Annotated in this window: 11 protein-coding genes; 3 read left to right on the top strand and 8 right to left on the bottom strand. The window is 59.8% G+C overall.

The window, feature by feature from the left end; genetic code table 11:
• Window positions 1–82: 82 nt before the first annotated feature.
• The 3 genes from NW853_RS04130 to NW853_RS04120 form a co-directional block, all read right to left on the bottom strand.
• Window positions 83–1,936 carry an alpha-amylase family glycosyl hydrolase gene (locus tag NW853_RS04130; RefSeq protein ID WP_414347923.1) on the bottom strand — a complete coding sequence of 618 codons (1,854 nt, stop codon included), beginning with the start codon at window positions 1,934–1,936 and terminating at the stop codon, window positions 83–85.
• 216 nt (window positions 1,937–2,152) lie between these two features.
• The gene (locus NW853_RS04125; RefSeq protein WP_414347920.1) at window positions 2,153–2,416 is read right to left on the bottom strand and encodes a CsbD family protein; all 264 of its coding nucleotides are present in this window, start codon (window positions 2,414–2,416) and stop codon (window positions 2,153–2,155) included.
• Between the two features lie 163 nt (window positions 2,417–2,579).
• A complete protein-coding gene (locus NW853_RS04120; RefSeq protein ID WP_414347918.1) occupies window positions 2,580–2,864 on the bottom strand; it encodes a DUF6464 family protein in 285 nt (94 codons plus the stop codon).
• Between the two features lie 175 nt (window positions 2,865–3,039).
• Here NW853_RS04120 and NW853_RS04115 point away from each other — a divergent pair, with 175 nt between their 5' ends.
• Complete coding sequence (locus NW853_RS04115; RefSeq protein WP_414336074.1) at window positions 3,040–4,122, top strand: Mrp/NBP35 family ATP-binding protein; 1,083 nt, start codon at window positions 3,040–3,042, stop codon at window positions 4,120–4,122.
• Here the strand turns inward: NW853_RS04115 and NW853_RS04110 are convergent.
• The 4 genes from NW853_RS04110 to NW853_RS04095 form a co-directional block, all read right to left on the bottom strand.
• Window positions 4,119–4,487 (bottom strand): hypothetical protein, encoded by a 369-nt coding sequence (locus NW853_RS04110; RefSeq protein WP_414336073.1) that lies wholly within the window; start codon window positions 4,485–4,487, stop codon window positions 4,119–4,121. The genes NW853_RS04115 and NW853_RS04110 overlap by 4 nt on opposite strands.
• A 64-nt stretch (window positions 4,488–4,551) precedes the next feature.
• Window positions 4,552–6,438 (bottom strand): BamA/TamA family outer membrane protein, encoded by a 1,887-nt coding sequence (locus tag NW853_RS04105; RefSeq protein ID WP_414338083.1) that lies wholly within the window; start codon window positions 6,436–6,438, stop codon window positions 4,552–4,554.
• 181 nt (window positions 6,439–6,619) lie between these two features.
• Entirely contained in the window at window positions 6,620–6,955 is a 336-nt protein-coding gene (locus NW853_RS04100) for a hypothetical protein (RefSeq protein WP_414335647.1), read from the bottom strand.
• 158 nt (window positions 6,956–7,113) lie between these two features.
• Complete coding sequence (locus NW853_RS04095; RefSeq protein ID WP_414335648.1) at window positions 7,114–8,367, bottom strand: ABC transporter substrate-binding protein; 1,254 nt, start codon at window positions 8,365–8,367, stop codon at window positions 7,114–7,116.
• A 288-nt stretch (window positions 8,368–8,655) separates the two neighbouring features.
• Between NW853_RS04095 and NW853_RS04090 the strand changes: the two genes are divergently transcribed.
• The gene (locus tag NW853_RS04090; protein ID WP_414335650.1) at window positions 8,656–9,474 is read left to right on the top strand and encodes an ABC transporter ATP-binding protein; all 819 of its coding nucleotides are present in this window, start codon (window positions 8,656–8,658) and stop codon (window positions 9,472–9,474) included.
• Window positions 9,471–10,178: an ABC transporter ATP-binding protein gene (locus tag NW853_RS04085; protein ID WP_414335651.1), complete on the top strand. Its 708-nt coding sequence runs from the start codon at window positions 9,471–9,473 to the stop codon at window positions 10,176–10,178. The genes NW853_RS04090 and NW853_RS04085 overlap by 4 nt, the downstream gene beginning before the upstream one ends.
• A 40-nt stretch (window positions 10,179–10,218) precedes the next feature.
• Here the strand turns inward: NW853_RS04085 and recN are convergent, their stop codons facing one another.
• On the bottom strand, window positions 10,219–11,946 hold the full coding sequence (gene recN / locus NW853_RS04080; RefSeq protein WP_414347916.1) for a DNA repair protein RecN: 1,728 nt from the start codon (window positions 11,944–11,946) through the stop codon (window positions 10,219–10,221).
• Between the last annotated feature and the right edge of the window lie 50 nt (window positions 11,947–11,996).

The following is an 11,996-nucleotide window of genomic DNA, read 5'->3' as shown; positions in this document are numbered from 1 at the left end:
GCGCAGATGAGATCAAACAGAACGGGCACATCCTCAGGCGTGGCAGGACGAATTTTAACTTGCATAACCAGTTAAGTCTAAGTCAACCGGCCCACCGATCCCGCCACTTGACCGTTCCCTCTGGGGCCAGCAACCAGCGGCGGGCTACCAAGTTTTCCCGAATCGGCGAACGACCCTCTCGCAGCAGAACATACTTGTAGGCAATGGCTTTACCGGCGCTTTCGTTGAACGGGATCTCCCCAAACCACGTGTTGGCGTTGATGTATTCCAGCGGGTAGCCACGGGCAATGTCCCAGTAGCCTAACTCCGGGCAATCGCCAATGACCACAATCCATTCCCCCGGCTGCGTGTTGACTCCGTTGAGCTGTGCCCGCACGATCACCTGGCCCTTGACCCGCTCTCCCACATGGCTGAGCACGATGACGCCGCGGGTGGGCAACTCCAAATCGCGGATCTTCCCCTCTCGAACCGTAAACTTCTGCCGCGTCAGAATACAGGTGTGCTCCCCATCGGGAAACTCCGTGTCCACTTCTTCCAGACGGGTGGCCTCGCCGCGGTTGAGGGCGACAAAACAGCGGCTGTCGCGATAGCGCCGCGTGTAACACCAAACTTCCTCGGTTAAGTACTTACGCCACTGGCTGCCCAACGAGACCGCCGGGTTGAGACGGCGCAACCCCGACAAGAGACGAATCTGCCGGTAGAGTGGAGAGTCCGGATCCCACTTTTCCATCATCGGGCGGTTGTAAGGATCGTTACCGCCATCGGTGTCGTTGTGCAGGTACTGCTCGGTGCCGTAGTAGATACAAGGGATCCCCCGGCTGGTCATGATGATGGCGACTGCCACCGCGAGCATCTCCGGATCCGGATTGAGCGTTTGGAAGCGGCACATGTCGTGGTTGTCGATGAAGGTGATCAGCTCAGTGGCCCCGTCGTAGCGATAGTCTTTGGCAATGATGTCGTCGATGAGGCGAAAGCCCTCGGCAGCCCCTTGCCCCAAAGCCGCCCGAATGGCCACGCACAGGCCGAAATCCAGGATCGTCATGCCGGAATGGTTGGCAAACTGCACCGAAGCCTCTACATCCGGGCCGCTGTAGATCCACTCTCCAAAAACAAAAACATCCGGCTTGTGGGTTTGGATATCGGCAATGAACTCCTGCCAAAACCAAATCGGCATGTGCTTGACGGTATCCACCCGCAGCGCATCCACCCCTCGATCCAGCCACTGCTTGATGGCGGACTTGATGTAGTGGCGATAGTCGGGATTGTTTTCGTTAAAGGTTGCCAGCCCGGCCAACTCACAATTTTGTACCTGCCACTCATCTTCCCAGTTCGTCACTTCGCCGTAGTGGTGGTACCAGTTGTTGACATCGTTGTTGAAATCGGCAATGAGCTTCCCATCGTCAAACAACTGACCTTTGACACCTCCTGTATCCGGGCTACTGTGATTGCAGACAATATCGAGCACCAGCTTCATTTTGCGCTTGTGCATCTCCGCAATAAGTCGATCGAAAGTGGTGGGGGCCGGATTGTTGAGAGAGGGATCCTCCCCTTTGCCGATGTAGCGTGGGTTGATGCGCTTAAAATCTTTTGTCCAGTAGCCGTGCATCGCTGCACTTTCAATAAACAATCGTTCCACTTGCTCGAACAAAGGCGTGAGCCAAATGGCTGTGATCCCCATCTGCTGCAGATAGTCCAGCTTGTCGATCACCCCTTGCAAATCCCCGCCCCAGTATTTGCCCCAATCTTGCTTTTGGGGATCGTAAAGTTCTGGGTTTGGCCCTTCGTTGTTTTCGGGATCCCCATCAAAAAAGCGATCCACCACCAAGAAGTAGATCGTTTCCTGACGAAATTCAATATCGCGGGTGTAGAGAAACTCTAGATCCCCAGAGGATGCTAAAGACTCTACAATATCCACCCCCAGATCCAGTGGATCCATAACGGCAGCCCTCCCACCTTAAAGCAGCTCAACAGACACAAACACAAACTTAAAAAGGCTAGAGGTTGCTGCAAACCCAGCTCTTACCTCTAGCCCATGAAGAGAATACTCCTAATCCTCAAACCTTAAAACATCCTTTATCAGAGTAAAACTGCGAAAAGTGCGCCCGCGTCAGAAGGCTTACTCTGGCTGAGCAACTCAGTCTGCTCAACCCAATCAACCCAAAAGGTTGTCTACACCTTCTTTCACCGCATCTTTCAGATCTTCCTTGGCGTGCTGAGCTGCAGCTTCCATTTGCTTGGCCTTGCCTTCCAGTTTTTGCTTTTCATCTCCCGTGAGCTCTCCCACCGCCTCTTGGATCTTGCCCTCAAGATTCTTAGCTGTGGCTTCAATCCGATCCTGAATACTCACAGATGTACCTCCTGGCGTCTTAACAACAGCGAGCAGCCCACGCACTCTTTTGAATTGAGAAGCCTGCAACAGACCTGCAATTCAATTGCGCAAGGGCTCACGACGCAGATGCTAGCACAGAACTTTTAGACTGGCCTTGCTCTCATTGGCAACGTTCCAACCTGTTGGGCTACAGCGGGCGCTTACCCACTCCAGCTTGTAACAAACTCCCCGATCCACCAATGGCCAGGCACTACCGATTGTCCGATAGCTGATGGGCGGAGTCCCTTGAGAGCGCGACGTAATGAGGGCAGCGACAGGGGCCCAGGGGGTTCACGGCACAGGGCAGATAGGGTGAGCGAGAAAAGTAGCGGCAGGAGGGATCCCAGGCCGAGGTGGGCTGCAGCTCGCGGGAGGGAGTGGGCTCATCCCAGCTTGAGGGGCGGCAGGAGCCTCTCTTTTCCAGCAGAGGGATCAACTGGGCCAAGAACGTCAGTCCCAACCACAAACCGACTCCCATGATCAGCGCTTGCACCATTGCCCTCCTCCGTCGGCCAACAGCCTTGTCTTCCAACCAGAGCCAGCCTAGGCCAGTCGGCTACAGAGGGCCAGGGTTGGCAGACAGTTTCGCAACTGTCCTGCCCAGCGGGCGAAGACCCTGGAGAAAAACCGATTAGAGTGAAAAATAGAGCCGTTACTTCATTTTTGATGCCATGACCACCTCCACCCTCGATGCTGCCGCCATCCTTGAGGCGTTGCGCCCGGTTCAAGATCCGGAGCTGCGCCGCAGCCTGGTGGAACTGAACATGATCCGCGACATTCGCGTCGAGCCGGAGCGGGTGGCCTTTACCCTGGTGCTGACGACACCGGCCTGCCCCTTGCGGGAATTCATCGTCGAGGAGTGCAAGGCTGCCATCCGCCGCCTGGCTCCCGTTGAAACCATCGAGGTCACCGTTACAGCAGAAACTCCCCGCTCGCCCTCCCTGCCGGATCGCCAGTCTGTCCCCGGCGTGCGCAACATCATCGCCATCTCCAGCGGCAAGGGGGGGGTGGGCAAAACCTCGGTATCGGTGAATGTGGCGGTTGCCCTGGCCCAGAGCGGAGCGCGGGTGGGGCTGCTGGATGCCGATATCTACGGCCCCAATGTGCCGCTGATGCTGGGGTTGCAGGATCAGTCTCTGTTGGTGCGCAAGCGGGAAGACGGCGGCGAGGACATCTTCCCCCTGGAGAACTACGGCGTCAAGATGGTGTCGATGGGTCTCTTGGTGGGGCGGGATCAGCCGGTGATCTGGCGGGGGCCGATGCTCAACGGCATCATCCGGCAATTCCTCTACCAGGTGCAGTGGGGGGAGCTGGACTATCTCATCGTGGACATGCCCCCCGGCACCGGGGATGCGCAACTGACCCTGGTGCAGGCGGTGCCGCTGGCGGGAGCTGTGATCGTCACTACGCCGCAGTCGGTGGCCCTGCTGGATAGCCGCAAGGGCTTGAACATGTTTCGCCAGTTAGGGGTGCCCATTCTCGGCATTGTAGAGAACATGAGCTACTTCATTCCACCTGACCTACCGGATCGCCAGTACGATATCTTCGGCTCAGCCGGCGGAGAAACTACGGCCCGCGAGCTGGGGATCCCACTGCTGGGGCGGATCCCGTTGGAGATTGCCCTGCGCCAAGGGGGAGATGCGGGTCAGCCGATTGTGGTCGGCCAGCCCGAGTCGGCTTCGGCCCAAGCCCTGCGGCAAATTGCCAAAACTTTGGCGGGCCGCGTCTCCATGCTGGCTTTGGGGGCCGGCTAGAAGCGCTCTGCTTCCACCAACGAGACCCCGAAGCTGCGTCCCCCCAGCACGATGCCCTCTTGGGCCTTGCCGCGCACGGTTACGGTGCTGTTCATGGCCGGCAGGCCCCTGTCGGTGATGACCCAGAGGGAGCCGCTGTTGTCTTGGATCTCGTACACGCCCTGGCCAAACACGCCTATTTGATTGACCACACGACCGCGGACGTACACATTGGTGTAGCGGGAAGGATTTTGTTCGATCTGGGCGATGGGGGTTGTGCCGATGCCCAGCCGCGCCAACGGCCCACACCCTGCCAGGGCTAGGCTGACGCAGAGCAAGAGTACCCAAGATCCGCCGCGGAACGATTGGCCAAGTTGCCGTTTCATCGGTTGCTTCCCTCACGAGCACTTGCTCCCACCATAGCAAGCCGGCAGCAGATCCACCGCCAAGCTAGAACTTCTCGCCAATGCCAAAGTGCAGTTGGGCCTGGCCGGCCTCCCCTTGCCCGATTGCGTAGTCGATGCGCAGCGGCCCCAAGGGAGATTGGATGCGGATACCGGCCCCCAGCCCCAAACCGCTGCCCGGCTTGTTGCGCACCGCCGCAGGATTGCCGATGACCGCCGCGCCGCTGCCCAGATCGGTGCCGTAGTCGGCGAAGACCACTGCCCCCACCGGGTCGAAAAGGGGAAAGCGCAACTCCGCCGTCGCCGTGGCAAAGCTGCGACCGGAGCCGACGCCACCCTCAAAAAATCCCCGCACCGAGCTGCCCCCGCCGATGGGGAAAGCGTCGTAGGGAGCCAAGTCGCCAATCGTGGTGCCCGCCCGCACGTCAAAGGCCAGCACCTGCGGTCGTTCGCTGCGGGTCTCGAACAGCTTGACGGGAATGAACTGGCTGTAGCTGGTCTCGAGGCGGTTGGCGTTGAGGCCATTCTCGAATAGACGTACCGACTGTTCGCTGGAGATGCGAAAGACGGATCCCTGGCTGGGGCTGTTGGGGTTGTCGCGGCTGTCGTTGACGAGGCCGAGCCGCAGGGTGGTGTAGCTGTCTTGGCCGCTGGCGCTGAAGGTAATCGGGTTGCCCAGCACATCAAAGCGCTCCTGCTCGCCGTTGCTGTTGCGGGCTTCCACAAATTGGACGCGGGTGCCCAAGCTGGCCCGCCAATTGCCCCCAATGGGACGCGAGAAGGTGACGCTGCCGCCCAGCCGGTTGATGCGCACGGGATCCCCGTTGGGCAAGGTCAATCCCTCGTTGAAAACAAAGCTGGAGCTCTGCTGGTTGGAGATGTTGACGTTGTAGGAGGTGGGGATCTCCAGCGTGGCAATGCGCGGGTCGGTGAAGTTCAAATCAAACAGAGTTTCGTTGGTGCCCAACTGCACATTGAAGCTGGCGCTCTGGTTGTTGCCGCCCAAGTTTTCTTCCGAGACGCTGAGGCCGGCAAAGACCCCTGTGGCCGAGCTGACGCCGATGGTGCCGCTCAAGGTGCCGGTGCGGCGCTCTTCCACGTTCACCACCACCACCACCTTGTCGGGATCCTGGCCGGGGTTGAGCCCCACATTTACATCCTGAAAGAGGTTGAGGTTGAAAACCGCCTGCAGGTCTTCCTGGATTTGGTTGCGGTTGAACACATCCCCTGGCTTGGACTTCAGCTCGCGGGTGATGATGAAGTCGCGGGTTTTGGTGTTGCCCTGCACGCGAATATCCTCGATCTCCCCTTCGGCAATTTCCAGGGTGAGAGTGCCATCTTCGGAGGAGCGCACATCTGTCACTTTGGCCAGCACGTAGCCCTTGTCGGCATACCACTGCTCAATCTCGGCCACCGCCGCTTGCAACTTGCCAAAGTTGAGCACCCGCCCTTCCTGGTCGGCAAAGGCCTTTTGGAGCACCTCCGGATCCAAAACTTTCGCCCCTTCCGTGCGCACGGCTTTGAGGGTGGGGTTGGGCTTGACTTCAAAGGTAACTCGCACCCCCAGAGGCGTATCGGAAGGCACCGCCCGCACATCGGCAAAAAAACCGGTGGCAAACACGGCGTTGATGTCTTCCCGCAGTTGGGAACGAGTGGAGACCTCGCCGGCGCGGGTGCGAATAGCCTTGTAAACCTGCTCGATCAGCTCTGGGTCGTCGGTACCCTCGACCACCACTTCTGCCACCAAAACTTCAACTTCTGGCTCGCCGGCGGCGGGGGTAGGTGTGGGGGTGGGTTGGGCGGGGGCATCGCCACCGGTGCGCAGATCCAGGGTGCCGGGTTGGGGCTGTGCCCAAGCTGCAGCGGTGTGTAGCACCATCCCACAGGTCAGGGCTGAAGCTAGCCAAGGGCAGAGTTGCCTGGAACAATTCATAGGGATCCCTCGCACACCACAAAGATTGGAAAGCTGGGCCAAGATTGCGCTAAAACCCTCTGCCGCCCAGCGGTGGACAATTGCCCTGAATTATATCAACCCCCATCCCTGCGGATCCGAGCATTGCCGCGAGCCGGATTGCGGGCTTGGGCAGTCTGAAGTGCAAGCAGCCGCCTCTTCTTTACGGCAGGCGCAGGGATCCCTGGCAGCGCTGGCCACAGGTCTGCGGCTCGGCTGCCTCGGCGGACAGGTTGGCTTGGGAGTTGAGGATCAGGATTGTGATGGGGGCAGGGGGCGGTGAGGGGCTGCTGCGCCAACCCCACCTGCCAGCGTAGTGCTGCGTTGGGGCGTTGGGCACGACGAAGACGATGTTTTGTAGGACATTGCTTTGCAAAAGGGTGGCGCTGTCGTTTGGGAGTGCCGTCTGCTCAAGGTGGGGGATCTGGGCTAGGGCGGCTGGAGCAAACCCGAAGCTGAGCAGGGCTGCCATTGCAGCGACAAGTTGGGTGGGCAACATTGAGGATTCTCCACAAGACGCCAGGATGCCGACACTTTAGCCTGTTTTGTCCAGAAGGCTCTGTTGACTTGCCGCAAAAAAGCCTGCAAAGAGTGCTCCTTGCAGGCCCCTGTTGCTTATTTGACTGTACTTAACCGTTAGAAAACCCCCAAAGGAAATTAGCTCCCCGGCTCAAACACTTTCAGATCGACTACCTTCCCCCCTTGGAAAGTCCAGTGGGCAAAGGTTCCAGCCACATCCCCCTTCTCGTCGAAGTCCAGCGAGCCGGAAGCGCCGGTGTAGTTGATATCCTCCCCTTGCTTCAGCAGCTCCACCGCCTTGGCCCACTCGCCGGGCAAGATCTCGGTGCCGGGGGGATTGGCCACTTGGCGCAAGGCATCGCGAACGGCAGTGCCATCGGTGCTGCCGGCTTTTTGGATGGCCAAAGCTAAGAGGAAGGCGGCATCATAGGCGGTGTCGATGTAGGGGGTGGGAGGCAGCTCCCCGTAGGCAGCTTTGTAGGCGTCGGCAAAGATCTGGTAGGCTTTGCTGTCGGTGAGGGCCTGGGGCGAGGTGCCGATGGATCCCTCTAGCTTATCGGCTCCCACCTGGGCTGCCAGATCGGGAGAGCGCATGCCATCGGTGAAGACAAAGCGGTCGAATAGCCCTTCTTCCAAAGCTTGCCGCAGGATGACCACGCCGTTTTCGGGGTAGCCGATCAGCACCAACGCCTGGGGATCCCCTTCCTTCAGTTGGGTCAGCTCGCTGCGGTAGGAGGCCTTGCCGGGATCGTAGGGAACAGCTTTGGTGATCTTGCCGCCCTGCTTTTCAAAGGCCGCCTTAAAGCTGTCGGCCAGCCCCTTACCGTAGTCGTTGTTGATGTAGATGACCGCCAGCCGCTCTAGATTCTCTTCGCGGGTAACCTGGGCTAGGGCTACCCCTTGGAAAGCATCAGAAGGAACGGTGCGAAACAGAAAATCGCTGTCCTCTAGGGTGGTGATGGTGGGAGCGGTGGAAGCCGGGGAAATTTGCGGGATCTTGTTGGGAGCTGTCACCGTGGTGGCCACCGGGATGGTGATGCCGCTGCCCAGGGCACCGATAATACCGGCTACCTTCTCCACATTCACCAGCCGCTGAGCGGCGTCGATAGCCGGCTGGGCCGAGGTCTGGTCATCGGCCTCCACTACCTGAGCAGGGGATCCCAAAATGCCACCGGCAGCGTTGATCTGGTCGAGGGCCAGCTTGATGCCCTTGAGGCAATTTTCTCCATAGGCCTGCAGATCTCCTGTCAAAGACAGCAGAGCCCCAATCTTGACCGGCGTTTGAGCAGCCTGCTGGGCCGTGCCGGGCAGCAAAGTGGTGGCCAGAGCAGCCGCCGTCAGGGCAGCCGCCGCCGCAAAGGCGCGTCGGGTGAGTTTGTGCATGCGAGACATAACCAACAACCTCCTGTGAGGCAAGAGAAAGTAGAACTCAGATCCCAAAAGCCAAGTGTTGAATTGTAGCAGTTAGACGTTGGCTCGCCTCAAAGCGTTCCCCACTCCCTCAAAAAAGATGGCTCCAGAAAACAAGCGGGCCAGACTCAGTATCTCGCCCGTTCCCTAGCTGCCGCAGGGTTGGCTGCCACCTCCAAGGGCAGTTGCTCCCAGAGGGATCCGGGAAGGATAATAAGCAAACTCGGCAATTGGGCTCATTATATTGAAATACTGAACTCATCGGGCAGCGTGATTGTTATCGACGACATCTCCAAACGGTTTGGCGGCATCAGCGCGGTAGATCACTGTTCCTTCCGCATTGAAACCGGTCGGATCACGGGCTTGATCGGCCCCAATGGGGCCGGGAAAACCACGCTTTTCAACATCATCGCCGGGTTCGTTCGGCCCAGTAGCGGACGCATCTGGCTGGATGGGGAAGACATCACCGGCCTGCCCCCCCACCATCTGTTCCGGCGCGGCCTGGTGCGCACCTTTCAGATCCCGCGCGAGTTTGGCCGCATGACCGTCCTGGAGAACTTGATGGTCGTCCCGCCCCAACAGGTGGGGGAGAACCTGTTCAATGCCTGGTTCCGCTGGCGGCAGGTGCAACGACAAGAACGCAACCTGCAAGCTCGGGCCGAAGAGGTTTTGCAACGGCTCAACCTCATCCATCTGCGGGATCAACTGGCCGTCACCCTTTCCGGTGGGCAGAAGAAGCTGCTGGAACTGGGGCGCACCCTCATGGCCGATGCGCGGGTGATCCTACTGGACGAACCGGGGGCCGGCGTCAACCGCACGTTGCTGGCGGATCTGATGCGCTTTATCGAGTATCTCAACCGCGAGCGCGGCTGTACCTTCTGCATCATCGAGCACGACTTGGATCTGGTAACCCGTCTCTGCGACCACGTGGTAGTTATGGCCGCCGGCAGGGTGTTGACCCAGGGATCCATGGAGGAGATTAAACAAAACCCAGCCGTGCGGGAGGCCTATCTGGGATCGGTGGCGCTGGCCGACTCCCTGAGTCCATCCAAACCCTCTTCTCTGCCTTCGGAGGGATCCCTCTCATGACCCCTTTGCTGGACATCCAAGATCTCTACAGTGGCTACCGGGGGGTGGACATCCTCAAAGGGATCCACTTGAAGGTGAACCCTGGCCAAATCGTGGTGATCATCGGCCCCAACGGAGCGGGCAAATCGACGGTACTGAAATCTTTGTTTGGCCTAGCCACCATCCGCACAGGCCGGGTGCTGTTTCAGGGATCCGACATCACGCATCTCCCTGCCGAGCAACTGGTGCGACGGGGGATCGGCTTTGTGCCCCAAACCAACAACGTCTTTCCTTCCCTCACCGTGCAGGAAAACTTGGAGATGGGGGCCTTCATCCGACGCGATGGCTATGCCGCCCAACTGGAGCGGGTTTATGAGCTGTTTCCGCCCCTGCAAGAGAAGCGGCGCCAGGTGGCGGGATCCCTGTCGGGCGGACAGCGGCAGATGCTGGCTATGGGACGAGCGTTGATGGCAGAGCCACAGTTGTTGTTGCTGGATGAGCCGACAGCCGGCCTGTCGCCCCTGTACATCGAGCAGACCTTTGCCCTCCTGCGGCAGATCAACCGCCTTGGCGTCAGCATCCTCATGGTGGAGCAGAATGCTAAGCAGGCCCTGCAGATGGCGGACTGGGGCTACGTCTTATCTATGGGAGAAAACCGCTTCGAGGACACCGGCCCCAACCTGTTGAACAATCCCGAGGTGCTGGAGCTGTTTTTGGGCGGTTGAGGCCCTCACCCCCGGCCCCTCTCCCCGAGGGGATCCACCCTCACCCCCAGCCCCTCTCCCCGAGGGAGAGGGGAGCTAGGCGGGGCTGGCGCAGTTGAGCCGCTTGCTTGAGGAGAGCCTCTACAAAGGTCATCGCTTCTTGGGCGGAGTGGCCGGCGGCCAGTTGGGCCAATTCTTCGCGGCGTTCCCGTTCTCCTAGCAGTTCCACCCGCACAGAAGTTCGTTTTTGCTGCACCACCTTGTAAACCCGCAGGTGGTGATCTGCCAAGGCAGCGATCAGGGGCTGGTGGGTGACGCAGAGGATCTGGTGATCTTGGGCGATGCTGTGCAACTGGGTGGCGATGGCTTGGGCCACTTTGCCGGACACACCGGCATCGATCTCGTCAAAAACCATGGTGGCCACCGGATCGATGCGGCTGAATACGGCTTTCAGGGCCAGCAAAAAACGGCTCATCTCGCCGCCGGAGGCGATGCTGGCCAGAGGCTGTAGGGGCTCACCCGGGTTGGGGCTGAACCAGAAGCTCACCTGATCCACCCCTTCTGCCGTCGGGGGGCCGGGTTGGATCCGCACCTGGAATTGCACTGCGCCCATCCCCAGCAGCTTGAGCTCCTCAAGAAGGGCCTCTTCCAGTTGGCGGGCCGCCTGGTGGCGCAGTTGGGAGAGCACTCGGCAATGGCACTCCAAGTCTTGGGCAGCTTTGTCCAGCCGTGCCTGCCATTCCTCCAGGTCGGTGTTGTCGCCTCGCAGTTGGGCCAACTCGGCCTGCACCCGCTCCGCATGGGCCATCACCTCGGCCAAGGTGGGGCCGTATTTGCGGCAGGCTTGTCGGAGTTGGGCAAGGCGCCGTTCAATTTTATTCAACCGACCGGGATCCGCCTCCAGCGTCTCGCCGTAGCGCAGCAGCTCTCGCCCCACCTCCTCTACCTGAATGAGGGCGCTGCTGAGCATTTCGGCCAGAGGGGCCAGGTCGGGATCCCGCTGGGTCATAGCTTGCAGTAACCGTTCGGCCTGGCCCAACAGGTCGGCGATGGCCGGTGAGCCGCTGTCATTTTGGTAGAGCAGTTGGTGGGCTGCGTAACTTTGCTGCTGCAGCTCCACCCGGTGGGCCAGGCGATCCCGCTCCCGCTCCAGTTTGGCCAGCTCGTCGGGATCCTCCAGCCGCAGGGCGAGCAGTTCTTGCGCTTGCAACTGCAGCAGGTCTAGCCGTTGCAGGCGCAGTTGCTGGTTTTGCCGGCGGGATTCTGTCTCTGTTTTCAGATAGTTCCAAGTTTGGTAGAGGGCGGCCACTTCTGCGCGTGTTCGCAGCAGCTTTTCGCCGCCAAAATCGTCCAGCCAACGGCGCTGGGTTTGCGGAGATTGGATTTGAACCGTTTGCCCCTGGGCGGTGATCTCCACCAATTGGGAGCGCAGGCTGAGCATCTGGGCTTTGTTCACCAGCACCCCATTCACCCGCGAACGACTGGTGAGTTTGCCGTTGCGCAACAGCAGTTCGCGGCTACAGACCAAGCCCTCCTCTAGGGGGTCGATTTGTTCTTGTTCTAGCCAGGCTGCCAGCTCGGGATTGAGATGGAAAACCGCTTCCACCAGACCTCGCTCGCTGCCGCTGCGCAGGGCTCGCGCCGGCCCGCCTAGGGCGGCATCCAGGGCGTCGAGAATGATGGACTTGCCCGCGCCCGTTTCTCCGGTCAGCACGTTCAGCCCCGCCCGAAAGGGAATCTCCAAGTGCTCGATCAGGGCAAAGTTCTCGATCCGCAGCAGGCGCAACATAGGGATCCCGTGTGCTCAGTTGGCAGTTTTGAGGATTCTGTCTCACGTTA

It is taken from the genome of Synechococcus sp. H55.11 (assembly GCF_047462475.1).
In the GTDB taxonomy this organism is placed as follows: Bacteria; Cyanobacteriota; Cyanobacteriia; order Thermostichales; family Thermostichaceae; genus Thermostichus.
The sequence above is the reverse complement of the archived record's forward strand: the minus strand, read 5'-3'. Positions and strand labels throughout refer to the sequence as shown.

Bases quoted from the DNA above. Each gene is read 5' to 3' on its own strand.
- NW853_RS04120 (WP_414347918.1), bottom strand. From the start codon at position 2,864: ATGGTGCAAGCGCTGATCATGGGAGTCGGTTTGTGGTTGGGACTGACG.
- NW853_RS04130 (WP_414347923.1), bottom strand. From the start codon at position 1,936: ATGGATCCACTGGATCTGGGGGTGGATATTGTAGAGTCTTTAGCATCC.
- NW853_RS04100 (WP_414335647.1), bottom strand. From the start codon at position 6,955: ATGTTGCCCACCCAACTTGTCGCTGCAATGGCAGCCCTGCTCAGCTTC.
- NW853_RS04105 (WP_414338083.1), bottom strand. From the start codon at position 6,438: ATGAATTGTTCCAGGCAACTCTGCCCTTGGCTAGCTTCAGCCCTGACC.
- NW853_RS04110 (WP_414336073.1), bottom strand. From the start codon at position 4,487: ATGAAACGGCAACTTGGCCAATCGTTCCGCGGCGGATCTTGGGTACTC.
- NW853_RS04115 (WP_414336074.1), top strand. From the start codon at position 3,040: ATGACCACCTCCACCCTCGATGCTGCCGCCATCCTTGAGGCGTTGCGC.
- NW853_RS04095 (WP_414335648.1), bottom strand. From the start codon at position 8,367: ATGTCTCGCATGCACAAACTCACCCGACGCGCCTTTGCGGCGGCGGCT.
- NW853_RS04085 (WP_414335651.1), top strand. From the start codon at position 9,471: ATGACCCCTTTGCTGGACATCCAAGATCTCTACAGTGGCTACCGGGGG.
- recN (WP_414347916.1), bottom strand. From the start codon at position 11,946: ATGTTGCGCCTGCTGCGGATCGAGAACTTTGCCCTGATCGAGCACTTG.